18 protein-coding genes are annotated in these 23,317 nt (G+C 74.4%); 13 read left to right on the top strand and 5 right to left on the bottom strand.

Annotation, left to right across the window (positions count from 1 at the left end; all coding sequences use genetic code 11):
• Window positions 1-94: 94 nt before the first annotated feature.
• The 3 genes from GYH36_RS08800 to GYH36_RS08790 all read right to left on the bottom strand — a co-directional run bounded on the left by GYH36_RS08800 (window position 95) and on the right by GYH36_RS08790 (window position 2,632).
• Complete coding sequence (locus tag GYH36_RS08800) at window positions 95-1,840, bottom strand: SpoIIE family protein phosphatase (protein WP_162289658.1); 1,746 nt, start codon at window positions 1,838-1,840, stop codon at window positions 95-97.
• A gap of 44 nt (window positions 1,841-1,884) precedes the next feature.
• Window positions 1,885-2,301, bottom strand: coding sequence for a VOC family protein (locus GYH36_RS08795; protein WP_162289657.1), 417 nt, complete (start codon window positions 2,299-2,301; stop codon window positions 1,885-1,887).
• A 97-nt stretch (window positions 2,302-2,398) separates the two neighbouring features.
• Complete coding sequence (locus GYH36_RS08790) at window positions 2,399-2,632, bottom strand: hypothetical protein (protein WP_024839976.1); 234 nt, start codon at window positions 2,630-2,632, stop codon at window positions 2,399-2,401.
• A gap of 165 nt (window positions 2,633-2,797) precedes the next feature.
• On the opposite strand from GYH36_RS08790, the gene GYH36_RS08785 reads away from it, so the two are divergent.
• Window positions 2,798-3,784: a hypothetical protein gene (locus GYH36_RS08785; RefSeq protein WP_162289656.1), complete on the top strand. Its 987-nt coding sequence runs from the start codon at window positions 2,798-2,800 to the stop codon at window positions 3,782-3,784.
• Window positions 3,785-3,853: 69 nt separating this feature from the next.
• Here GYH36_RS08785 and GYH36_RS08780 read toward each other — a convergent pair whose 3' ends face one another.
• Window positions 3,854-4,876: an LLM class flavin-dependent oxidoreductase gene (locus tag GYH36_RS08780; protein WP_024839974.1), complete on the bottom strand. Its 1,023-nt coding sequence runs from the start codon at window positions 4,874-4,876 to the stop codon at window positions 3,854-3,856.
• A gap of 123 nt (window positions 4,877-4,999) precedes the next feature.
• Between GYH36_RS08780 and GYH36_RS08775 the strand changes: the two genes are divergently transcribed.
• The 9 genes from GYH36_RS08775 to GYH36_RS08735 all read left to right on the top strand — a co-directional run bounded on the left by GYH36_RS08775 (window position 5,000) and on the right by GYH36_RS08735 (window position 18,179).
• Complete coding sequence (locus tag GYH36_RS08775) at window positions 5,000-6,184, top strand: serine hydrolase domain-containing protein (RefSeq protein ID WP_162289655.1); 1,185 nt, start codon at window positions 5,000-5,002, stop codon at window positions 6,182-6,184.
• 68 nt (window positions 6,185-6,252) lie between these two features.
• Entirely contained in the window at window positions 6,253-7,269 is a 1,017-nt protein-coding gene (locus GYH36_RS08770) for a LacI family DNA-binding transcriptional regulator (protein ID WP_034603702.1), read from the top strand.
• A gap of 148 nt (window positions 7,270-7,417) precedes the next feature.
• The gene (locus GYH36_RS08765; protein ID WP_312028567.1) at window positions 7,418-9,604 is read left to right on the top strand and encodes an alpha-galactosidase; all 2,187 of its coding nucleotides are present in this window, start codon (window positions 7,418-7,420) and stop codon (window positions 9,602-9,604) included.
• Window positions 9,601-10,536: a carbohydrate ABC transporter permease gene (locus tag GYH36_RS08760; protein WP_024839970.1), complete on the top strand. Its 936-nt coding sequence runs from the start codon at window positions 9,601-9,603 to the stop codon at window positions 10,534-10,536. Before GYH36_RS08765 ends, GYH36_RS08760 begins: the two co-directional genes overlap by 4 nt.
• A 7-nt stretch (window positions 10,537-10,543) precedes the next feature.
• The gene (locus tag GYH36_RS08755; RefSeq protein WP_162289653.1) at window positions 10,544-11,497 is read left to right on the top strand and encodes a carbohydrate ABC transporter permease; all 954 of its coding nucleotides are present in this window, start codon (window positions 10,544-10,546) and stop codon (window positions 11,495-11,497) included.
• 94 nt (window positions 11,498-11,591) lie between these two features.
• Window positions 11,592-12,932: an ABC transporter substrate-binding protein gene (locus GYH36_RS08750; RefSeq protein ID WP_162289652.1), complete on the top strand. Its 1,341-nt coding sequence runs from the start codon at window positions 11,592-11,594 to the stop codon at window positions 12,930-12,932.
• Between the two features lie 164 nt (window positions 12,933-13,096).
• A complete protein-coding gene (locus tag GYH36_RS08745; RefSeq protein ID WP_179151486.1) occupies window positions 13,097-16,015 on the top strand; it encodes a carbohydrate-binding protein in 2,919 nt (972 codons plus the stop codon).
• 211 nt (window positions 16,016-16,226) lie between these two features.
• A complete protein-coding gene (locus GYH36_RS08740; RefSeq protein WP_203231713.1) occupies window positions 16,227-16,859 on the top strand; it encodes a DedA family protein in 633 nt (210 codons plus the stop codon).
• A 105-nt stretch (window positions 16,860-16,964) separates the two neighbouring features.
• Complete coding sequence (locus tag GYH36_RS08735; protein ID WP_162289650.1) at window positions 16,965-18,179, top strand: MalY/PatB family protein; 1,215 nt, start codon at window positions 16,965-16,967, stop codon at window positions 18,177-18,179.
• 17 nt (window positions 18,180-18,196) lie between these two features.
• Here the strand turns inward: GYH36_RS08735 and GYH36_RS08730 are convergent, their stop codons facing one another.
• A complete protein-coding gene (locus GYH36_RS08730) occupies window positions 18,197-18,808 on the bottom strand; it encodes a TMEM175 family protein (RefSeq protein WP_024839964.1) in 612 nt (203 codons plus the stop codon).
• Window positions 18,809-18,995: 187 nt separating this feature from the next.
• Between GYH36_RS08730 and GYH36_RS08725 the strand changes: the two genes are divergently transcribed.
• From GYH36_RS08725 to GYH36_RS08715, 3 genes are all read left to right on the top strand, one after another.
• Entirely contained in the window at window positions 18,996-20,495 is a 1,500-nt protein-coding gene (locus GYH36_RS08725) for a hypothetical protein (RefSeq protein ID WP_024839963.1), read from the top strand.
• On the top strand, window positions 20,492-21,169 hold the full coding sequence (locus tag GYH36_RS08720; protein ID WP_115941659.1) for a hypothetical protein: 678 nt from the start codon (window positions 20,492-20,494) through the stop codon (window positions 21,167-21,169). Before GYH36_RS08725 ends, GYH36_RS08720 begins: the two co-directional genes overlap by 4 nt.
• A gap of 134 nt (window positions 21,170-21,303) precedes the next feature.
• Window positions 21,304-23,280, top strand: coding sequence for a penicillin-binding transpeptidase domain-containing protein (locus tag GYH36_RS08715; RefSeq protein WP_312028566.1), 1,977 nt, complete (start codon window positions 21,304-21,306; stop codon window positions 23,278-23,280).
• Window positions 23,281-23,317: the final 37 nt, after the last annotated feature.

Raw genomic sequence — 23,317 nt, 5'->3', positions numbered from 1 at the left:
GCCCGGCCGCCCCCCGCCCCCCCCCCCGGGGGGGCGGGGGGGCCCCCCCCCCCCCCGGGGCCCCCCCCCCCCCCCCCGGGCGGCGGGGCGGCCCTCACGCGGTGACGACCCGCGCCGCCGCGGCGGGCGCGGGCACGACCGGGCCGGGGTCCTCGGGTCCCGTCCGGAGCACGACGAGGGCGACGTCGTCCTCGCCCGGGCCCGGGAGCATCCGCTCGAGCGCCGCCTCGACCACCTGCTCGATCGAGCGGGTGTGCGACCCCTCGAGCGCGCGCGCCAGGTCGGCGATGTCGTCGCGCAGGTTGTGCCCCCGGCGCTCCACGAGCCCGTCCGTGTAGAGCACGAGCGTGTCGTCCGCGTGGAGCTCGACGGTGTGCTCGGTGCGCGGACGGCCAGGCGCGAGGCCGAGCGGGAGGTCGTTGGGGCGCGTCAGGGTGTCGACGCTCCCGTCGGCCCGCACGAGCATCGGCGGGAGGTGACCGGCGCTCGACCACCGCACCGTCCGCACGCCGCGGCGCCGCTCCTCCTCGCTCTGCTCGATGCTCGCGACGAGCACCGTCGCGACGGCGGCGCCGCCCAGCGCGAGCCCGCGCACCGCGGCGTCGACGCGCTCGAGCACGCGCCCCGGCGACTCCTGGCTGTCGTAGCCGATCGCGCGCACGAGCCCGCGGAGCTGGCCCATCGTCACCGCGGCGGACAGGTCGTGCCCCACGACGTCGCCGATGACGAGCGTCGTCGCGCCGTCGGGCGTCACGAACGCGTCGTACCAGTCCCCGCCGATGTCCCGGTCGAGCGCGGCCGGCTGGTAGTGCACCGCGACCTCGAGGTGGTCGGGCGTGGGCGGCTCGGTGAGCACCGCCTGCTGGAGCGCGAGCGCGACCTCGCGCATCTGCGCGATCTGCTCCTCCGAGCGCTGCGCGCGCTGGCGCAGCGCGTCCAGGGTCGTCCGCAGGCGGACCGCGTCGCGCAGCGCGGCGCCCACCGTCGAGGCGAGACCCGTGAGGTAGCGCGCGTACGCGCGGTCCCAGGGCCGCAGGCTGCTCGCCTGGAGGATGAGGATCCCCGCGACGCCGCCGCGCACCGCGTCGCGCAGCGGCTTGACGACGAGCCCCGCCGAGACGACGCGCTGCCGCGTGCGGAACACGCGGTCGACGAGCATGGTCTCGGTCTCGCCGGCCTCCGGCCCGGTCGAGGCGAGCACGACCGGGCGCGAGCCGCGCACGTCGTAGAACGCGGCGCGCGCGACGTCCGCGCTCTCGTCGAGCACCTCGAGGACGGGGCGCGCGAACGAGCGCAGGTCCGTGAACGTCGTCGGCAGCGCGGTCTGGAGCTCGCCGAGCGTGCGCAGGCGGCGCTGGTTGACGACCTCGAGCGTCGTCTCCGTGGAGATGTCGAGCACGCCCACGATGCGCCCGTCGTCGTCGCGCAGCGGGCTGTAGGAGAACGTGAAGAACGTCTCCTCCTCATGGCCCGAGCGGTTCATCACGAGGCGCAGGTCGCGGTACGACGCGACCTCCCCCGTGGACAGCACGCTCTCGAAAAGCGGTCCGACGACGTCCCAGATCTCGTGCCAGACGACCTCCGCAGGCGCCCCGAGCGCGCCGGCCTGCTTGGCCGTGCCGAGCATCTCCTCGTAGCCGTCGTTGAAGATCAGCGTGAGGTCCGGACCCCAGACGAGCATGACCGGGAAGCGCGTGGAGAAGCACAGCCGGACGACGTGCCGCAGCGCGTGCGGCCACTCCTCGGGCGGGCCGAGCGGCGTCTGCTCCCACGCTACCTCGCGCGCCTGCCGGCCCACGGCGCAGTGCGCCGTCGCCTCGAGGAACCACTCCGCGTCCATCCGCGCATCGTAGAAGAACCGTGGTCACCCGCCCGCTGGGAGGGTCAGGGCGTCGGCGCGGCGACGTTCACGAGCCACCCGACGCCGAACCGGTCACGGAGCATGCCGAACTCGTCGCCCCACGGGGCGGTCTCCATCGCGGTGAGCTCCTGCGCGTCCTCGGAGAGCGCCGCGAACCAGGCGCGCAGGCGCTCGCGGTCCTCGGTCTCGCCGGACAGCGCGACCGACGCACGGTCGGTGAGCGTGGTCCCGGGAGGCACGTCCGAGGCCATGAGCGTTCCCCCGCCCTCGATCGTGAGCTGCGCGTGCAGGACCTTCGTCGCGAGCGCCGGGTCGTCCACGGGGCCCACGGAGTCGTACGTGCTGATGTCCGGCGTCGTGCCGAACACGCGCCCGTAGAACTCGACGGCCTCGCGGGCGTCGCCGTCGAAGTTGAGGTAGGGGCTGAGCTGCGTGGCCATGACGGCCTCCTCGTCGTCGGGACGTGACCTCTGTGACGACGGTCGGGCCGCGCGGAACTGAGCGGTCGGGCGGGGTCGGGCCGCGCGGTGCCCCGGGCTACCGGTCGGACCGCGACCGCTGGCGGCGGGCCCGGGCCTGCGCGTCGCGGTAGACGCGCAACCGCTCGACCTGGAGCTCGCCGAGCGTCGGCGCGTCCACCTCGTCGGCGAAGGCCCCGGCGAGCTGGCGCAGGATGTCCGTCTCGATGTCGTCGAGCTCGGCGAGGCGGCGGCGGTCGCCCGGGCTCAGCAGCGGCCAGGTCTCGGTGTACGTCGGTGCGTGCTCGCTCACCTCCCCATGGTCGGCGCTGCGCGGCGGTCTCGCAGGTCGACCGGCCTGCGGTACGAGCACGGGGACCTGCTCCCGGAGCCCCGCCTGCCGTCGGCGCGTGGTCGGTGCCCGCCTCGCCGTCGGTTAGCGTGCGTCCGTGACGTACCGATGCGACGGTCCGGCGCGTTGAGCGCCGCGCCGCTCGACCTGAGCGCCTTCGACTCCGCGCGCCGTGACCTCCCGCGGGTCGCCCTGCCCGACCCGCTGCGGAGGGAGCGTTCCACCCGTCTCGTCGCGGTCGTGGGCTGCGTGCTCGCCGCGCTCGTCGGCGTCGTGCTGCTGGTCCTCGGGCCGCAGGGCTGGAACAGGCTGACCTTCCTGCTGGTGTCCGCGGGTGCCGTGGGAGTGCCCACGGGCGTCGTGACCCTGTGGCAGGTCAGCCGGTCGGCCGCGGCACGGATCAGCCGGTTCGCCGACGACAACGGGTGGACCTTCGACGCCCTGAAGGCCTCACCGGGTCACGCCGGGAGCACCTTCCGGATGGGCACCCGGCAGGAGCGCCGCATGGTGGTCACGGGCGAGGTCCACGGCTACCCGGTCGAGCTCGGCAACCTGCGGTACTACGTGACCCCGTACCGAGCGCTCCCCGTCCTGCCGGGCTACGTGGCCGTCCGGCTGCCGGCCCGGCTCCCGCACGTCGTCATGACGTCGAGGAGCGTCCTGCGTCTGCGGGTCGGCTTCCACCCGCGCCCCGAGGACCGGCTCGAGCTGGGACCCGACACCGCGCTGCGGGTGTACGCACGCGCCGAGACCGCGCACGTCGTGCGGGGGATGCTCACGGCGGACGCGCTCGGAGCCTTCACGCGCCTGAGCCACCGGTACTGCATCGAGATCGTGGGCGACGCGATGTTCCTGCACGCGCGGTGGCCCGTGTCGACCGGCTCGGGCCGTCGGTGGCGCCGGACCCTCGCCGACGTCGCGGCGCTCTGCGACCTGCTCGACGCGTCGCCGGTCTGGTCGGTGCTGCGTCGCCAGCCGAGGCGCGCCCTGTCGTCGTTGCCGAGGCTCCGGTCGGGCTTCGACGAGGCGCGCGTCCGCAAGATCACGCTGCTGTCCTTCGGAGCCCTCATGGTCGTGGTGAGCGTGGTCGTCGTCGCGACGTGGCCCTGGTGACCTCGTGACCTCGTGACCTCGTGACCTCGTGACCGCCGCCGACGGTCCGAGCCCCCGGGGTCCTTCGCGCTACGCCGAGCCCGTGGGCGGCGCGGTCACGGCAGCCAGCGCGTCGAGCGCCGCGAACGGGTCGTCGGGTCGCGCGGGGTCCGGGCTCGTCGGCACGAGGACGACGCTCGACACCCCGTGCGAACCCAGCTCGGCGAGCCGCGCGCGCACGGCGTCGGGCGTGCCGACGACGGCGAGCGCGTCGACCCACGCGCCGGGCATCGCGGCGCCGAACGCGTCTGGCGATCCGCTCGTGTCGCGCAGCGCGCGGAAGTCGGCGGCGAACGGCAGCGGGTCGATCTGGGCGGCCCAGTCGGGCTCGCCCAGGACGCCGAGCGACGGCCGGACGGCGGCGCGCGCCGTGGCCGCGTCGTCGTGCACGGCGCCCGTCGAGAACGCGACGACTCGGTGCGCGGGCGGGGCGGCGGCACCGGCCGACGTGCGCCCGGCGTCGATCGCGGCGCGCGCGACGGCGAGGTACTCCGGGGTGACGGGCATGTCGAGGATCGTCCCGTCGGCGACGCGCCCCGAGACCTCGAGCGAGCGCGGTCCGCGCACGCCGGTGAGCACGGGCGGCGGCGACGCGGGCGGGGCGTGCAGCGCGACGTCGTCGGCCGTCACGTAGCGCCCCGCGACGGTGACGCGCTCGCCGTGCAGCAGGGCCCGCACGGCCGAGGTGGTCTCCGCGAGCATCGCGAGGGGGCTCGCCGGCCAGATGCCGATCTGCCGCATCCAGGCCGGCATGCCGTGACCGATCCCGAGGTGCAGGCGACCCGGGTGCAGGGCCGCGAGCGTCGCGGCCTCCATCGCGGTGGTCGACGGCGCGCGCGTCGCGGCCGGCAGGATCCCGATGCCCACCGTCAGCCGCCGCGTCGTCGCGAGGACCGTCGCGGCCTGCGCGATCCCGCCGTGGAACGCGAGGTCCTCGACGACCCACAGCTCGTCGAGACCCACCTCCTCGGCACGGCGCGCGAACGGCACGATGCGGTCGGCGGGCAGGTCGCGCGGGAGGACCACGCCGAGCGCGGGGGTCGAGGTCGCCATGCCGAGACCGTACCCTGACAGCGCTCTCACCAGGCACGACGGCGCGGCCGGGTGCCGAGGAGGGGGCGGGGCCGGCGGCAAAAGCCGTGGCCCGGCGCGGCCGCCGCGACCTACGGTCGAGGCATGACCACCCTGGACGACGCCGCCCTCGCCGACCTCGACACGCGTCTGCGCGCCGCGGCCGACGCCGACGCGTTCTCGGGCGTCGTCCGGATCGAGCGCGACGGCGCGGAGGTCTTCGAGCGTGCGTACGGCCTCGCGTCGCGACGCTGGGGCGTGCCCGTGCGACCGAGCACGCGGTTCGACGTCGCCTCGGTGACCAAGCTCTTCACGGCGGTCGCGGTGCTCCAGCTCGTCGGCGACGGCCGCCTCGGGCTCGACGACCGCGTCCACGACCACGTGGACCTCGCGGGGACGACGATCCCGCGCGAGGTGACGATCCGGCACCTGCTCACCCACACGTCCGGCATCGCCGACGACGCGGACGAGGAGGCGGGCGAGTCGTACGAGGCGCTGTGGGTGGACCGGCCGAGCTACTCGGTGACGCGGACGGCGGACTTCCTGCCGGGGTTCGTCCACAAGGAGCCGAACTTCCCGCCCGGCGAGGGCTGCCGGTACTGCAACGTCGGCTTCGTGCTCGCGGGGCTCGCGCTGGAGGCGGTCACGGGGACCACGTACCGCGACCACGTCCGCGAGCACGTGTTCGCCCGCGCCGGCATGGACCGCTCCGGGTTCTTCCGCATGGACGAGGCCGAGCCGGACGTCGCGGAGGGCTGGGAGCCCGTCCGCGCGGACGCGGCCGACCCCGGCCGCGTCACCGGGTGGCGGCAGAACATCTACTCGTACCCGCCCGTCGGCTCGCCCGACGGCGGCGCGCACGTCACCGCGCGCGACCTCACCCGGTTCTGGGCTGCGGTGCGCGCGGGCGAGCTCCTCCCGCCCGACCTCACGCGCGCGTTCCTCACCCCGCAGGTCAAGCACGACGACGCCGACACCGACGAGACCGACGACAAGGACGCGCCGTCGGCCGAGCGCGCGGCGAGCGTCCACTACGGGTTCGGGCTCGAGTTCGAGCTGCTCGCCGACGGGTCGGTGCGCTCCGCGTACAAGGAGGGCATCAACACGGGCGTGAGCGCGATGCTGCGCCACTACCCGGCCGCAGGCGCGGGGGTGGCCGGCGGCGTGGACGACGGCGCGGCGGCGCTGCCGCCCGCCGCCGCGCCGGGCGTCACGGTCGCCGTCCTGGCGAACGACGAGTCCGGGGCCTGGTCGCCCGTCCGGTGGATCGACGCGCTCGTGCGCGGCTGACCACGCCGCCACACCGGGTGGCGACCGGCGTGCAAACGTTGGTCGCCGCAAGGACGTACCCTTCCCTCGTGACGAGTGGAGGACACCAGCCGCCCGTGCTGTCGGACGTCGCGGCCCTCGCGGGCGTCAGCATCTCGACGGTCTCGCGCGTGCTCACCGGCCGCACCCCCGTGAGCGCCGCGCTCCGCGAGAAGGTGCAGGCCGCCGTCGCGGAGCTCGGCTACCGGCCCAACGCGGCGGCGCAGACGCTCGTGAGCGGGCGGCGCTCGACCGTGGCGGTGCTCGCGCGCAACACGCTGCGGTACGGGTACGCCGCGACCCTCCAGGGGATCGAGGAGGCGGCGCGCGCCGCGGGCTACGTGGTGTCGATCGCGGTCGTCGAGTCGGAGGCGCCGCGCGACCTCGACCGTGCGGTGGACCTCGTGCTGTCCCAGTCGCTCGCCGGCGCGATCGTCGTCGAGTTCGACTCGCTGGGCGTCCGCACGCTCGAGGCGCTGCCCGACGCGCTGCCGGTCGTCGCGGCCGCGGGCGCGCGCCGGCGCCCGGGTCCCCGGCCCCACGCCTTCCTCGACGACCAGGCGGGCGGCGAGGAGGCGACGCGCTACCTCCTGGGCCTCGGTCACCGCACCGTCCACCACGTGGCTATCCCCTCGACGCGGCCCCGCAGCGGGCGCACGTGGGGCTGGCGCCGTGCGCTCGAGAGCGCCGGGGTCGAGCGGCCCGAGGTCGTCCAGGCGAGCTACGACCCCGACTCCGGCTACGCCGCCGGGCTCGCGCTCGTCGACGACCCGTCCGTCACGGCCGTGCTGTGCGGCAACGACGAGCTCGCGATCGGGGTCATGCGGGCGTTCGCCGAGCGGGGGCGCCGCGTGCCCGAGGACGTGAGCGTCGTCGGGTTCGACGACCAGCCGTTCGCGCGGATGTGGAGCCCGCCGCTCACGACGGTCGCGCAGGACTTCGTGGACCTGGGGCGCCGGACGCTCGGGATGCTCGCCCGGTGGGTCGAGACGGGCGAGCGCCCGGAGGACAGCGCCGCGCAGCCGACCCTCGTCGTGCGCGAGAGCGCCGCACCACCGCGCGGCTGACGTCCCCGTCCCCCCGCCCGCGGGCGCCGGCGGCAGGTGCGCTGCGTTCTGACCAACGTTTGCAGAGCGGTCCATGTGTGCGCTAACTTCTGACCAACGTTTGCAGGGCCCGCACGGTGGCGGGGCGACGAAGGAGTGCGCGTACGTGGTGAGCACGACGGTGGCCGAAGACGTCCAGGGCGCGGACGGCGCGCCCGCACGGCCGCGGGTGGTCCGCCTCGCGGCGGCCGGGGCCGCCGTCGTCCTCCTCCTCCCCGACGGCGCCCTCCCCGAGGTCCTCCACTGGGGAGCCGACCCCGGCGACCGGCCCGAGGACCTCGACCACCTCGAACGGGCGACGCGCCCCGTGCTCGCGACGAACGGCGTCGACCAGGGCGTGCGCGTGGCGCTCCTCCCCGAGGCGTGGACGGGCTGGACCGGGACGCCCGGCCTCAGCGGGCACCGCGCGGGCGCGAGCTGGTCACCGCGCTTCGTGCCGTCGGACGTGCAGGTCGACGTCCGTGAGCAGGGCGGGAGCGTGCGGGTCGACGCCCACGACGACGCCGCGGGACTGCGCCTGACGCTCGAGCTCGAGATGCTCGCGTCCGGCCTGCTGCGGGCACGGGGCCGCGTCACGAACACGGCCGACGAGCCGTACACGCTCGACGCGCTGCGCCTCGCGCTCCCGGTCCCGACGCACGCGGACGAGCTGCTCGACCTCGCGGGACGCTGGGCCAAGGAGCGCGTGCCGCAGCGCGCGCCGTTCGTCGTCGGGTCGCACGTGCGCGAGGGGCGCCACGGACGGACCGGCGCCGACGCCGCGACCGTGCTGGTCGCCGGGGAACCCGGGTTCGGATTCGCCGCAGGCGAGACGTGGGGGATCCACGTCGCGTTCAGCGGCAACCACGTGGTCGCCGCCGAGCGCACGTTCGACGGGCGCCGCCTGCTCCTGGGCGGTGAGCTCCTGCTCCCCGGCGAGGTCGTCCTCGCGCCCGAGGAGGCGTACACCGGGCCCTGGCTCTACGCGAGCCACGCGCACGGCACGGACGCCCTCGCCGCCCGGTTCCACGAGCACCTGCGGGCGCGGCCCGGGCACCCGCGCTCGCCGCGCCCCGTGGTCATGAACGTGTGGGAGGCCGTCTACTTCGACCACGACCTCGACCGGCTCCGGGAGCTCGCCGATCTCGCCGCGGGCGTCGGCGTCGAGCGGTTCGTGCTCGACGACGGGTGGTTCGGAGGGCGCCGGGACGACACCGCGGGACTCGGCGACTGGGTCGTGTCCGAGGAGGTCTGGGGCGACGGGCGCTTCGCCGACCTGGTGCGGCACGTCAAGGGGCTCGGCATGGAGTTCGGCCTGTGGTTCGAGCCCGAGATGGTCAACCTGGACTCGGACCTCGCCCGCCGGCACCCCGAGTGGCTCCTCCAGGTCGCCGGCCGGCTGCCCGTCGAGGCGCGCAACCAGCAGGTGCTCGACCTGTCGCACCCGGGCGCCTACGAGCACGTGCTGGCGAGCATCGTCCGGGTGGTCCACGAGAACGGCGTCGACTTCGTCAAGTGGGACCACAACCGCGACCTCGTCGACGCAGGGTCCACGCGCACCGGTCGAGCGGGGGTGCACGAGCAGACGCTCGCCGCCTACCGCCTGCTCGACGACGTCCGCGCGCGCTGCCCCGGCCTGGAGGTCGAGTCGTGCTCGTCCGGAGGCGCGCGCGTGGACCTCGAGATCCTCGAGCGCACGGACCGCGTGTGGGCGTCGGACTGCATCGACGCCCACGAGCGCCAGCAGATCCAGCGCTGGACGGCGCAGCTCCTGCCGCCCGAGCTCGTGGGCAGCCACGTCGGCGCCGACCGCGCGCACACCACGGGCCGACGGCTCGACCTGTCGTTCCGCGCGGCGACCGCCCTCTTCGGGCACTTCGGCATCGAGTGGGACCTGTCGGAGGCGAGCGACGACGAGCGACGCGAGCTCGCGCTCTGGGTCGACTACTACAAGCGCGTGCGCGGGCTCGTGCACACGGGACGCGTGGTCCGCCGCTCGCTCGAGGGCGGCGACCTGTGGCTGCACGGCGCCGTCAGCCCGGACCGGCGCGAGGCGCTGTACGGGCTGACCCTCCGCGAGCGCCACGTCACCTGGCCCGCCGGCCGCGTGCGTCTGCCGGGCCTCGACCCGGACGCGACGTACGTCGTGCGGCCGGGCGGTCCCCCCGTGCTCCGGGGCGACGACCCGCGCACGACCCCGGCCTGGTGGGCCCACGGCACGCGCCTGAGCGGGGCGGTGCTCGGGTCGGTGGGCCTGAGCGTTCCCGCGCTCGACCCTGACCAGGCGGTGCTGATCCACGTGGAGGTGGAGGGATGAGCGACGCGACGACCGCGACGCGCCCGGGTGCGGCGGCTCCCGGCACCCGGCGTCGCTCCCGGGACCTGCGCGACCTGCCCGCCGCGCTGCTCTTCCTGCTGCCCGCGGGCACCGGCTTCGTCGTCTTCTTCCTGTGGCCCTCGCTGCGCGGCGTCTGGCTGAGCCTCACGGACTCGACCGCGTTCCGCACCGGCGGGTTCGTCGGGCTCGAGAACTACCAGCGGATGGTCGCGGACCCCGTCTTCTGGGACGCGTTCCAGGTCACGCTCTGGTACGTCGTGCTCAACATCGGCCTCCAGACCGTCCTCGCCGTCCTCCTGGCGGTCCTCATGCACCGGCTCACGCGCTCGATGGTGGTGCGCGGCATCATCCTCACGCCGTACCTCGTCTCCAACGTCGTCGCGGCGATGCTCTTCCTGATGCTGCTCGACTACCGGCTCGGGTTCGTCAACGAGGTGATCGAGGGGCTCGGCTGGGACCGCGTCATGTTCTTCGGCGACCAGGCGCTCGTCATCCCCACGATCGCGCTCGTGAACGTCTGGCGGCACCTCGGGTACACGGCGCTCCTGCTCTTCGCGGGGCTGCAGACCATCCCGGAGAACCTCTACGAGGCGGGTCGCGTCGACGGCGCGTCCGAGCTGCGCATGTTCCGCTCGATCACGATGCCGCTCCTGCGCCCCTACCTCGGGCTCGTGCTCATCGTGACGATGATCGGCTCGTTCCAGGTGTTCGACACGGTGTCCGTCGCGACGCAGGGCGGGCCGGCGAACGCCTCGAACGTCATCCAGTACTACATCTACGAGGTCGCGTTCAGCCGCGGCTACGACTTCGGGTACGCGTCGGCGATGTCGGTCGCGCTGCTCGTCGTGCTCGCCGCGATCTCCATCGTCCAGTTCCGGCTCACCCGGGCCAACCAGAACGACATGGCGTGAGGCACCGATGACCACCACCGCACCAGCGCCCGCCGCCCCCGTCGCGGACCCGACGCCCCCGCCGCCGCCGGCCCGCCGTCGTCGCCGACGCCCCACCGCGGGCCGCGTCCTCGGCTGGGCCGTCCTCGCCGTGCTCGTGCTGGCGACGCTCTTCCCGTTCTACTGGATGCTGCGCACCGCGCTGTCGACGAACGCCGCGCTGCCGGGCGGTGCCGCGGACCCGGTGCCGGTGGGGCTCAGCGCGGAGGGGTTCCGCCGCGCGCTGGGCCTCGCGAGCGTCGAGGAGTCGCTCGCGGACGGCGGCTCCGGAGCCTCGATGGACTTCCCGCGCTACCTGCTCAACTCGGTCGTGGTCGCGACCCTGGTGACCGTCTGCCAGGTGTTCTTCTCGGCGATGGCGGCCTACGCGTTCGCGCGGCTGCGCTGGCCCGGGCGCGACGCCGTCTACGCGGTGTTCCTGGCGGGCCTCATGGTGCCGACCGTCTTCACCCTGCTGCCGAACTTCCTCCTCGTGCGCGACCTGGGGCTGCTCGACACCCTGCCGGGCATCGCGCTGCCCACGATGCTCATGACGCCGTTCGCGGTGTTCTTCCTGCGGCAGTTCTTCGCCGGCATCAGCGTCGAGGTCGAGGAAGCCGCGAAGCTCGACGGTGCCGGGCGGTTCCGGACCTTCTTCACGGTCGTCCTGCCCATGGCGTCCCCCGCGGTGGCGACGCTCGCCGTGCTCACCTACATCACGGCCTGGAACGACTACCTGTGGCCGCTGCTCGTGAGCCAGTCCGACGGTTCACGAGTCCTCACCCTCGCGCTCGGGATCTTCCGGGCGCAGGCCCCGCAGTCCGCCCCGGACTGGGCCGGCCTGATGGCGGCGACGCTCCTCGCGGCGCTGCCGATGCTCCTGCTCTTCCTCGCGTTCGCGAAGAGGATCGTCAACTCGATCGGCTTCACCGGAATCAAGTAGCCGCTCGGCGGCAGGGGGCGTGCGGGTACGGCGGCCGTCGGACCCGACAACCATTCCGCACCATCGACGCGGATGTCTGCGAAAGGGAACAACGATGCGAAAGTCCGTCCACGTCGCCGTGGCAGGGTCCCTCGTCCTGGCGCTCGGCGCCTGTTCCTCGGGCGGCGGCTCGGGCTCGGGCGCCTCGGCCGACGAGATCTCCTACTGGCTCTGGGACTCCAACCAGGTGCCGGCGTACCAGGCGTGTGCCGACGCGTTCACCGCGAAGAACCCGGACGTCTCGGTGAAGATCGAGCAGTTCGCCTGGGACGACTACTGGACCAAGCTCACGGCGTCGTTCGTGGGCGGCTCGGGTCCGGACGTGTTCGTCGACCACCTGTCGAAGTACGGCGAGTTCGCCGCGCAGGGGCAGATCGTCCCGCTCGACGACCTCGTCGAGCGGGACGCGGTGGACACGTCCGTGTACGCGGACGGGCTCGTCGACCCGTGGCGGTACGCCGACGGCTCGCTGTACGGGCTCCCCAAGGACTGGGACACGACGGCGTTCTTCTACGACGAGCAGCTCGTGGCCGACGCGGGGTACACGGCGGAGGACCTGTGGGCCGCCGACTGGAACCCCGACGACGGCGGGACGTTCGAGGAGATCGTGGCCCACCTGACGGTCGACGCCCACGGCGTGCGCGGGGACGAGCCCGGGTTCGACGCGTCGGACGTCGCCGTGTACGGCCTCGGCATCAACCCGAACTTCGAGGAGACGGGTCAGATGCAGTGGGCCAACTTCACCGGCACGCTCGAGTGGGACTACCTGGACGAGAACCCGTGGGGGACGCGCTACAACTTCGACGACCCGGAGTTCCAGAAGGCCGTGGACTGGTTCTACGGGCTGGCGGACAAGGGCTTCGCCCCCGCAGCGGGCGTGTTCTCGGAGGAGACGCTCACCCAGATCGGCTCCGGCAGGGTCGCCATGGGCACCAACGGCTCCTGGGCGACGGGGTCGTTCAAGTCCCTCGACGGCATCAAGGTCGGCATCGCGCCCGGGCCGGTCGGTCCCACGGGCGAGCGCGCGTCCCTGTTCAACGGGGTCGCGGACTCGATCAGCGCGTCGTCCCAGAAGCAGGACGCCGCGTGGGAGTGGGTCGCGTTCCTCGGGTCCACCGAGTGCCAGGACATCGTCGCCGAGCACGCCGTCGTCTTCCCCGCGATCCCGAGCTCGGCGGACAAGGCTCTCGCCGCGTTCGACGCGAAGGGCTGGGACGTGTCCGCGTTCTTCAGCTACCGCGAGGAGGGGCGCACGTTCCTCCCGCCGATCACCGTCCGCGCCGGCGAGGTCAACGCGATCGCGTCCGTCGCGTTCGAGGACATCGCGCTCGGCAACGCCGACTCGTCGTCGCTCACCGCCGCGAACGAGCAGATCAACGCGGTGCTGGAGGACTGACCTCGCCCGAGGCCGGCGCCGGTGCCGCGTCCTGCGCGACGCCGTCCGCGGGCCGGGCGCTGCACGCAGCACCACCCCGTTCGCCGCGGCGCACGCCGGGCGACGGGTCCCGAGAGCCGTCCCGGCCGGGGCGGCGCCAACGAGCACGAAGGAGTGTGAGTTCGATGAGACAGCCGTTCCCCGCCCCGGACCCGAGAGGGACGAGGGCTCACCGCCTGCGCAGGGCGGCCGCCTCCGTCGGCCTGGTCGCGCTGACGGCCGGGGCGCTGGTGACCCCGTCCGTCACGTCCGTCGCCGCGGAGGACGTCGAGGTGCTGCAGGTCGACCTGTCCGCGTCCACGGGCGCGGTGCAGGGCGGGGCCAGCGGCATGCTCTACGGTCTCGGTGACGACGGCGTGCCGACGGACCCGATCGTCGCGGGCGCCCACCCGACGAACGTCACGCAGAAGGCGCCGCACGGTGCGCAGCACCCGAACGGCGACCCGCTGGACGTGGAGCGGTCGCTGTTCGAGAACGGCGGCGACTACCTCATGGTCAACATCCAGGACTACTACCCGGACTGGCCCTACAACGGCGGCCAGCGGCCCGAGGACTTCGACAGCTACCTCGACATCGTCCGCACGGTCGTGACGAGCATCGTCGAGGAGTCCGACCACCCGGAGCGGTACGTGTTCACGCCGTTCAACGAGCCGGACGGGATCAACTGGTACAGCGGCTGGGGCACGATGGGCGACACGTTCCTCGCCGACTGGGAGGCCGCCTACACGACGATCAAGGAGATCTACCCCGAGGCGAGGATCGCCGGTCCGGGGGACGCGTGGTGGCACGGCGAGAGCACCCGGGACATCCTCACGTTCGCCAAGGCGAACGACGTGCTGCCCGACATCTGGACGTGGCACGAGCTCGGCGTCGAGAACCTGGCGACGTTCCGCAGCCACCTCGCCGAGTTCCGGCAGATCGAGCAGGAGGTGGGAGTCGGCCCGCTGCCCGTGAACATCACCGAGTACGCGATGCGTCGTGACATGGGGGTGCCGGGCCAGCTGGTGCAGTGGCTGGCGATGTTCGAGGACGAGAAGGTCGACGCCCAGACCGCCTACTGGACGTACGCCGGCAACCTCAACGACAACATGGCCAAGAACAACAGCGCGAACGGCGCGTGGTGGCTGCTGAAGTGGTACGGCGACCTCACGGGCGAGACCGTCGAGCTGACGCCGCCGGCGCTCGACGTCGTGGACACGCTGCAGGGCATCGCCGCGCTCGACGCCGACGCGCGCCGGGCGACCGTCCTGTTCGGCGGCGGCTCGCGCGACGTGCGGGTCGAGATCGAGGGCGTCGACACGGACCTGCTCGGCGAGACGGTCGACGTGCAGGTCCGGCGCGCGGCGTTCTCCGGCCAGGAGGGCGAGGCGCTGGCCCCGCCCGTGGTCGTCGCCGAGCGCGTCGACGTGGTCGACGGCACGGTCACGGTCGACGTCCCGAACGGCGACCGCCACTCCGCGTACCAGGTGGTCCTCACGCCCGCGCTCGACGAGCAGCCCGTGGTCGACCCCACGTGGACCGCGCAGGTCCAGGCGGAGGCGACGCAGCTGTCCGGTCTGACGGTCGTGGACCGCCCGGCCGGTGACGCCTGGACGTTCGCGGCGTCGGGCGCCAAGGACGTCCGCGGCTTCACCTCGGCGTCCTCGTCCCTGACGTGGTCGGTGGACGTCCCGACGACGGGGACCTACCGGCTCTCCGTGATCGCCGCGGTGAACGGGCCGAGCGTCGGGCCGGGGTCGCACGCGCTGTTCGTGGACGGCGAGCAGGCCGGCACGATCCGCTACGAGGCGGGCTTCTCCGACGCGTACCGGGGCAAGGCCGAGGTCCTGGTGGACCTCGAGGCGGGCACGCGCGAGCTGTCGGTGCGCGCGAGCGCCGACGGCAGCACGCTCCTGCCGGGCGCGAACGTCGCGCTCGACCGCCTCGACCTCGAGCGGGTCGACGGCCCCGACACCACGGTGTACCCGGCGCACCTCGCCCGGCTCGACGGCACCGTCCCGTCGTACGACGGCGAGCGTCCCGGGAGCGTCGAGCTCCACGGCGACGCGACGGCGACGTTCTACGTCGCGGCCCGCGACACGGGGTACTACGACGTGACGCTCGACTACGCGGCGGACGCCCCGGCGTCGGTGGGGCTGCTGCTCAACGGTCGCGAGGTCGCCGGTCTCGGCGCCGACGCGCCGGGCGAGCGGACGTCGACCGCGCGGGTCCACCTCGCGAAGGGGATCACCGAGCTCACCGTGTCGTCGCCCGACGGCGTGCGGTTGACGTCGCTCACCACGGTGCGTGCCGCCGACGCGGACGACGCCGCGGCACCGGTCGAGGCGGAGGACGTCCTGGCGCTCGCGGGCGGGGCGCGCCTCGAGTCCGTGTCGCAGCCGACGGACGTGTCGGGCCTCCAGGTGGCGTGGCTCGGCGGCAGCGCCGAGAGCGTCGCCGTGTGGGAGCGCCCCGAGGGGCTCGGCGCCGGTCAGTACGACCTGGTCGTCCGGTACGCCAACGCGGAGAAGAACACCGGTCACGCGTACAACACGGACGTGGTGAGCCGGTTCCTGGACGTGACCGAGGAGGGCGGGTCCACGACGCGCGGCGCGTTCCGGCACAACTACTCGTGGAAGGGCTTCTGGACGCACACGATCGCGCTGGACCTCGCCACGGACGACGGTGCGCTGACGCTGGGCAACGCGACGGGCTGGGCGCCGAACCTCGACACGCTGGCGCTGGCGCCGCTCGTGCTCGACGTGTCGAACGAGGACCCGCAGACCGGCGTGGCGCTGGACGTCACGGTGCAGCCGCGGTGCCTCGCGGGCACGGCGTACCTCGCGGTCCGGGCGACGAACGGCGGGGACGCGCCGGTCGACGTCGCGGTCGACACGCCCTTCGGCGGCCGGGAGTTCGCGGGGGTCGCCCCGGGGGCTGCGGCGTACCAGTCGTTCTCGGCCCGGTCGACCGGTCTCGACGCGGGATCGGTGACGGTGACGGGCACCGCCGACGGCGGCAGCGGGTCGCAGGACGTCGCGTTCGACGCGCTCGACTGCGCCTGACCGCGCGCCCCCGCCGCGGCCGGTGCGGGCGCGTGGCGCCGTGCGGCCACCCCGTTCACCACACCTCCACAGGGTCTCGATCGGCCGGACGCCTCGCGGGCCGAGCGCTCACGTAGGGTCGGTGACCGTGCCCGCCGGACTTCTCGCCCTCCCCGCTGCCGCGACCGCGGAGCCCGCGCTCGACGGCGTCGCCGGGTGGGCGGTCGGCCTCATGGAGACGCTGGGCCCCGTCGGCGCCGCGATCGCGATCGCGCTCGAGAACCTGTTCCCACCGCTGCCGAGCGAGATCATCCTGCCGCTCGCGGGCTTCACCGCGAGCCAGGGCAGCTTCGGCCTCGTCGAGGCGATCCTGTGGACGACGGCGGGGTCGGTCGTCGGCGCGCTCGCGCTCTACGTGGTCGGCGCCGTCGTCGGGCGCGAGCGCACGCGCTGGATCGCGGAGCGGCTCCCGCTCGTCAAGGTCGAGGACGTGGACCGCACCGAGCAGTTCTTCCTCCGCCACGGCGGCGCGACGGTCTTCTTCGGCCGCTTCATCCCCATCTTCCGCAGCCTCATCTCGATCCCGGCCGGGGTCGAGCGCATGCCGCTGTGGAAGTTCGCCGCGCTGTCCGCCGCGGGCAGCGCCGTGTGGAACACGATCTTCGTCTACGCCGGGTACGCGCTCGGCGAGCGCTGGCACGTCGTGGAGCAGTACGCGGGCGTCCTGCAGAAGGTCGTGATCGCGGTCGTCGCCGCGGCGGTCGTGTGGTTCGTCGTGACGCGCGTGTGGCGCTGGGTCGACGACGACGCCGGCCCGGCCCACGCGCGCACGGGCCGCGGGGCGTCGGCTCGCGACGAGGGCTGAGACCCGGCGTCGTCGTCCCGGTGACCCCGCGCCCGCACGTCGGTGGACACGCCCGGCGACGTGGCGCTGACGGAGGGGCGGTGTGCGGGTTCGTAGCCTGACGAGATGGACCTGAGCCCCCGCGACACGCCGCTGGACGTCCACACGCTCGACGCGCTGCGCCGCCGCACGTCGGTGAAGTGGCGCGCGTTCGACCCGGACGTGCTGCCGCTCTTCGTCGCGGAGATGGACGTCGCGCCGTGCGAGGCGGTGGTGGACGCCGTGACCGCGGCCCTGCGCGCGGGCGACACCGGGTACGACGTCGGCACGACGTACGCCGAGGCGTACGCGCGGTTCGCCGAGCGCCGGTGGGGCTGGGCCCTCGACGCGGCGACGTCGCGCACGCTGCCCGACGTCATGGTCGCCGTCGTCGAGGTGCTGCGCGTGCTCACCGGGCCGGGTGACGCCGTCGTCGTGAACCCGCCCGTCTACCCGCCGTTCTACGGTTTCACGTGGAACGAGGGGCGCCGCGTCGTCGAGGCGCCGCTCGGCGCCGACGGGCGGCTCGACCTCGACGCGCTCGAGCGCGCGTTCGCCGACGCGACCGGCGTCGCCGCGAACGGTCGCGGACCCGGCAGCGGGCGCCGCGCCGTCTGGCTCGTGTGCAACCCGCAGAACCCCACCGGCACGACGCACGCGCCCGCCGAGCTCGAGGCGGGGCTCGCGCTCGCGGGGCGCTACGGGGTGCGCGTCGTCGCCGACGAGATCCACGCGCCGCTCACCCGGCCCGGGCTCGACGGCCGACCTACGACGACCCACACGCCGCTCCTCGCCGTCCCGGGCGCGGAGACCGCCGTCGCGATCGTCTCGGCGTCCAAGGCGTGGAACCTCCCGGGTCTCAAGGCTGCTGCGGCCGTCGCCGGGCCGGGGGCCGTGGACGACCTGCGCCGGATCCCCGAGGAGGCGAGCCACGGCGTCCAGCACGTCGCCGTGCTGGCGCACGTCGCGGCGCTCGACCACGGCGAGGCGTGGCTCGACGCCGTGCTCGCGGGCGTCGAGCGCAACGCGTGGCTGCTCACGGACCTGCTCGCCGAGCACCTGCCCGACGCCCGGTACCACCCCGGCGACGCGACGTACCTCGCGTGGATCGACGCGCGCGGCCTCCCCGGCGACGCGGGCCGCGACCCGCGCGCCTGGTTCCTCGACCGGGCGCGCGTCGCCCTGGAGGACGGGCGTCGGTTCGGGTCGGGAGGGGAGGGGCACGTGCGGCTCAACCTGGCGACGAACGTCGACGTCCTCACCGAGGCCGTCGCGCGCATGGGCGCGTCCCTGCGCGGGTAGCGCGCCGGTCCGGCCGGTCAGCGGTCGAGCGCCCGGTCGACCAGGCGGCCCACGGGGCCGGTGAGGAGGAGCAGCAGGAGCCAGAGCAGCCCGCCCGCGGGGACGAGCAGGGCGAGCAGCAGCGCGACGACGAGGAGCCCGGTCGGCACGAGCGAGTGGCGCACCCGGACGGAGCCGCGGACGTCGGCCCGCTCCAGCCCGGGGTGCCGTGACACGATCCACGCCATCGTCCCGAGGCACGTCGACACCACGACCATGGTCCCGACGTAGACCGCCACGGACGTCGGGTCGTCGTCCGACACGTCGGCGACGAGCTGCGCGGAGAACGGGAAGAACGCGATGCCGGCGATCCACACGAGGTTCACGACGAGGAGCGCGGGCGAGTAGTCCTGCAGCGACTCGAACAGCCGGTGGTGCACGACCCAGAACCGGCCGATCACCGCGAACGTGACGGCGAACGCGAGGAACGACGACCAGTGCTCCGCGAACACCTCGCGCACGGACGAGACGTCCTCGGTCGCCGCGAGGTCGACGAGCGGCAGGACGAGCAGCGTGATGGCGATCGCCACCGCCGCGTCGGTGAAGCTCACGACGCGGTCCAGTCCTCGTTGCGTCCGCGTGGTCGTCATCGCTCGGGGATCTCGTCCGGAACGTCTCCGACGAGGCTACGCGGAAGACCCGCCCCGCACCTGCCGGGCATGGGCAGCGCTCCCCATCGCGGCACGCGCGGGTGCCGCGTAGCGTCGGCGTGCGACCGTCCGTGACGAGGCTGTCGACGCGCGCGCGAGGGGACGCGCGGCTGCGAGAGGAGGCGGCATGAGCGGGATGTGGGGCGCCGACGTCCGAGCCCTGCGCGCGCTCGCCTCCGGGCTGCGGGCCGGCGCCGACACGCTGCGGACCCACCGCGCGCAGGTGACGTCCGTCGTCGACGCGGCCACCCGGTGGGAGGGCCCCGACGCCGCGGAGTTCCGCCGCGAGTGGGCCTCGACCCTCGGCCCGTCGCTCGCGAGCACCGCGAGCCTCCTCGACGCGGCGGCCGACCAGCTCGCCGCCGACGCCGACCAGCAGGAGTCCGCGAGCAACGACACGGGCGGCGGCCCCGGCGGCACCGGGGGGCCCGGGGCCGGTCCCGGCGGTGGTGCGCCGTCGCCCGTCGCGACGCCCACGCCCGGCGAGTGGGGGGCGATGGACGCCGCCGAGCGCGCCGAGTGGCTCGCGAACGCGAGCGACGCGCAGGTCGCGGCGCTCTACGCGCAGATGGTGCGCCTCGGCGTCGACCCGGACTCGCCGGGATTCGCCGACCTCGCCGTCGCGCACTGGACGCGCGTCGCCGCGGGGGAGGCGGGGTTCGACTTCGCCGACTGGGACCCGTCCGCCGGGGCGTCGGCCAACCGGGAGATCATCGAGGACGTCTACACGTACTACGGCGAGCTCTACCTCGACAACCCGTGGATGCAGTGGGCGGGGATGGCCGCGATGATCGGGCCGTCCTTCGCCGCCGGGTTCTTCGACCTCGACCAGATGCGGCAGGTCGCACAGGCCGTCGCCGCCGGGGCGGAGCACCTCCCGCCGGGCGTCGACCGGGCGGCGCTCGAGGCGATCGCGGAGATGTCCGACGCCGAGCTCGCGTTCTACGAGAACCAGTTCCTGTCGATGCAGCGCGAGATCTTCGTCGACCAGGCCGTCATGCACGAGGCGTACCTGTCCGGCGGCCTGGAGGAGATGGAGCGGCTGCTCGAGGCGGGCGTCATCGACGACGCCGCCTACCAGGCGTGGGCCGACGTCGAGGCCGGCCGCGCGGGCGACGCGCAGGCGCTCGCGGACGGCAACACCGCCCTGCTGTGGCGCGAGCAGAACCAGATCATCGCCGACGACTGGCAGACCATGCGCGACCACCCGGTCACGGGCGAGGCATTCACGTACCTCATGACGCTCGTGGGCGAGCCGTCCATCGAGGGCGCGGGGACGTACGCGCAGCACGACCCGTTCACGGTGCGCGTGGAGACGCCCGGCCCCGAGAGCATCGGTATCCCGTTCACCGGCATCTCGTTCGACAACCCCGTGCAGGGCACCGTGACGGTCGAGACGCCGTTCCCCGGGGGCAACATCGCCGACCAGGCGACGCGCTGGGACTACATCGCGAACGACACGCTCCCCGCGTACCAGGAGCTCATCACCCAGCAGCCGGACCGGGCGGCGGAGATCATCGGCACGGACGTGTCGGAGCGGATCGACGAGTACCGCCTCACCAACCCCGCACGCATCGGGCGCATCCTTGACAGACTGACCGAGTGGGACGTGGACGTGGACCAGTGAGCCCGGCCGGTGGGCGCGGGCGACGACGGGCGGCGGCGCGGGCCGCCGTCGTCCCCCTCCTGCTCGCCGGGTCGCTCGCGCTGACCGCGTGCTCGGTCTCGTTCGGCGGCCCGGACGACCCGGCCACGGGTGGGACGAGCACGGCGACGGGCGGGACGCCGTCGGGCGGCGGCGGGACCGGGACGACGATCGACGACATCGAGAGGGGCGAGACCGTGCGCTGGGACGTGAGCAGGCCGATCACCGCGGAGTCGGTGGGGCTGGGCGAGTCGATGGCCGTCGTGCAGGTGCCCGGCGGCGCCGCCGAGGTCGAGCTGGTCCTCCCCGACGGCACGTGGACGACGACGGCCGAGGAGCTGACGATCCAGCCCCGCCGCGGCTACGTGAGCACGATCAACGTGTTCCGCACCCTCTCCGGCGCGCAGGCGGTGCACGACCAGCTCGTCGCCGACGCCGAGGTCCTCGGCTTCCCTCGCTCGCAGGTCGACCGGTGGCTCGACGAGCTGCCCGCGTCGCTCGACGCCTCGCGCGCGGGGGGCACGCGCGAGCGCACCGGCATCAACGGGTCGAACGGCGACGTCGTGACGTCCGTCCAGATCAGCCACGAGCCCGGGCCCGGCGGCGACGAGAGCATCCGCCTCTGGTACGCCGTCAGCCCGGTCACCCCGGACTGACGCCGCCGCCGGGAGGCGCCGGACGTGAAGAAGCCGGGGACGAACGGGGCCGGTTCGCCCCGGACGTCCGGCACGTCCGGGGCGTCGGGTAGCGTCCCTCCCGTCCCGAACGGCACGGAGCAGGGGAGCAGCGAGTGAGCATCGGCGCGCACGACCACGGCCGGACGACCAGGCGAGGCCGGCGGGCTGCCCGCTGGGCGACCGCCGCGGCGCTCGCCCCCGTCCTGGCCCTGCCCCTCGCGGCGTGCACGCCCGACCGCCCGGAGGCGCAGGACGCCGCGGCCGCGCTGGCGCGGGGCATCGAGGCGGGTGACGTGACCGGCCTCGAGTTCCGCAACGGCGCGGCGAAGGACGTGCAGGGCCACCTCGAGGCGGTGCTTGAGCCGCTCTCGGCGTACGAGCGGACGGTCGAGGTCACGACGGTCGACGTCGTGGAGGAGGGCGACGAGGCCGGGGACCGCGCGACGGCGACCCTCGCCTACCGCTGGGACGTGGGCGGCGACCAGGCGTGGGAGTACACGACGACGGCGGAGCTGACGTTCGCCGAGCCCGGCAAGGGCGAGGACGGGCCCGGGGCGTGGGACGTCGTGTGGGAGCCGGACGTGCTCGTCCCCGAGCTCGGCCAGGGTGACCGGCTCGCGGTGAGCCGCGTGCCCGCGCAGCGCGCCGGCATCCTCGGTGCCGACGACGTCCCGATCGTCCAGGACCGGCCGGTCCTGCGCATCGGTGTCGACAAGACGCTCGTCGCCTCCGGCGCGTGGGACCGTGCCGCGCGCGAGCTCGCCGCCGTCGTCGGGCTGGACCCCGAGGAGTACGCGCAGCGCGTCGCGGCCGCGGGGGAGAAGGCGTTCGTCGAGGCGATCACGGTCCGGACGCAGGACACGGCGGGGATCGACGTCGAGGCGGCGCGCGCCGTCGCCGGGGTGCGCGTGGTCGACGACGAGCTGCCCCTCGCCCCGACGCGCGAGTTCGCGCGGCCCATCCTCGGGCGCGTGGGCGACGCGACGGCGGAGATCGTCGAGGAGTCCGAGGGCGCGATCGCCGCGGGCGACGAGGTGGGGCTCTCGGGCCTCCAGCGCCAGTACGACGAGCAGCTGCGGGGCGTCCCCGGCCTGTCGATCGAGATCGTGCCGAGCGAGAGCGACGCGGAGGGGGAGCCGACCGAGGTGTTCTCGGTCGACCCCCTGGACGGCACGCCGCTGCGCACGACCCTGCGGCCCGACATGCAGGTCGCCGCGGAGGCGGTGCTCGCCGGGCAGGGGCCGAGCGCGATCGTCGCGATCCAGCCGTCGACGGGCGAGGTGCTCGCCGCGGCGAGCTCGACGGCGGGGGAGGGCCTGTCCACCGCGACGACCGGCCAGTACGCGCCCGGGTCCACGTTCAAGGTCGCGACGACGCTCGCGATGCTGCGTGCCGGGCTCACGCCCGAGACGACCGTCGCGTGCCCGCCGACGATCACGGTGGACGGGCGCGAGTTCCAGAACGTCCCCGGCTACCCGACGGCCGCGCTGGGCGACGTCCCGCTGCGGACCGCGTTCGCGAACTCGTGCAACACCGCGATGATCGGGCAGCGCGACACCGTGACGCAGCAGGCCCTGCACGACGCCGCCGCGTCGCTCGGGCTGGGCGTCGAGGCCGACCTGGGGGCGCCCGTGTTCTTCGGCGACGTCCCCACCGACTCGCAGGGGACGGAGCACGCCGCGTCGATGATCGGCCAGGGCAAGGTCCAGGCGTCGCCGCTCGCGATGGCGACGGTCGCGGCGAGCGTCGCGGCCGGGCGCACGGTCTCGCCGGTCCTCGTGCACCCGGACGTGCAGACCGTCGCCGACGAGGAGCCCGCCGGGACGCTCACGGAGGAGGAGGCCGCGACGCTGCGCGGGCTCATGCGCGCCGTCGTCACCGACGGATCCGCCGCGATCCTCGCCGACCTCCCGGGCGAGGTCGGAGCCAAGACGGGGACCGCGCAGTACGGCGACGGGAGCCAGTCGCACGCGTGGATGATCGCGATCCAGGGCGACCTCGCGGTCGCGGTGTTCGTCGAGACGGGCGAGGGCGGCGCGGTCACGGCCGGCCCGCTCATGCACGCGTTCCTCGACATGCCGAACTCCTGACGGCCGCGGACGCGGCGCCCGGACCCGCGCGCCGGGC

Origin of the sequence: Cellulosimicrobium composti, assembly GCF_010287905.1 — a bacterium.
GTDB lineage: Bacteria > Actinomycetota > Actinomycetes > Actinomycetales > Cellulomonadaceae > Cellulosimicrobium > Cellulosimicrobium composti.
The sequence above is the reverse complement of the archived record's forward strand: the minus strand, read 5'-3'. Positions and strand labels throughout refer to the sequence as shown.

Bases quoted from the DNA above. Each gene is read 5' to 3' on its own strand.
- GYH36_RS08800 (WP_162289658.1), bottom strand. From the start codon at position 1,840: ATGGACGCGGAGTGGTTCCTCGAGGCGACGGCGCACTGCGCCGTGGGC.
- GYH36_RS08795 (WP_162289657.1), bottom strand. From the start codon at position 2,301: ATGGCCACGCAGCTCAGCCCCTACCTCAACTTCGACGGCGACGCCCGC.
- GYH36_RS08780 (WP_024839974.1), bottom strand. From the start codon at position 4,876: ATGGCGACCTCGACCCCCGCGCTCGGCGTGGTCCTCCCGCGCGACCTG.
- GYH36_RS08775 (WP_162289655.1), top strand. From the start codon at position 5,000: ATGACCACCCTGGACGACGCCGCCCTCGCCGACCTCGACACGCGTCTG.
- GYH36_RS08760 (WP_024839970.1), top strand. From the start codon at position 9,601: ATGAGCGACGCGACGACCGCGACGCGCCCGGGTGCGGCGGCTCCCGGC.
- GYH36_RS08755 (WP_162289653.1), top strand. From the start codon at position 10,544: ATGACCACCACCGCACCAGCGCCCGCCGCCCCCGTCGCGGACCCGACG.
- GYH36_RS08750 (WP_162289652.1), top strand. From the start codon at position 11,592: ATGCGAAAGTCCGTCCACGTCGCCGTGGCAGGGTCCCTCGTCCTGGCG.
- GYH36_RS08745 (WP_179151486.1), top strand. From the start codon at position 13,097: ATGAGACAGCCGTTCCCCGCCCCGGACCCGAGAGGGACGAGGGCTCAC.
- GYH36_RS08740 (WP_203231713.1), top strand. From the start codon at position 16,227: ATGGAGACGCTGGGCCCCGTCGGCGCCGCGATCGCGATCGCGCTCGAG.
- GYH36_RS08735 (WP_162289650.1), top strand. From the start codon at position 16,965: ATGGACCTGAGCCCCCGCGACACGCCGCTGGACGTCCACACGCTCGAC.
- GYH36_RS08730 (WP_024839964.1), bottom strand. From the start codon at position 18,808: ATGACGACCACGCGGACGCAACGAGGACTGGACCGCGTCGTGAGCTTC.
- GYH36_RS08725 (WP_024839963.1), top strand. From the start codon at position 18,996: ATGAGCGGGATGTGGGGCGCCGACGTCCGAGCCCTGCGCGCGCTCGCC.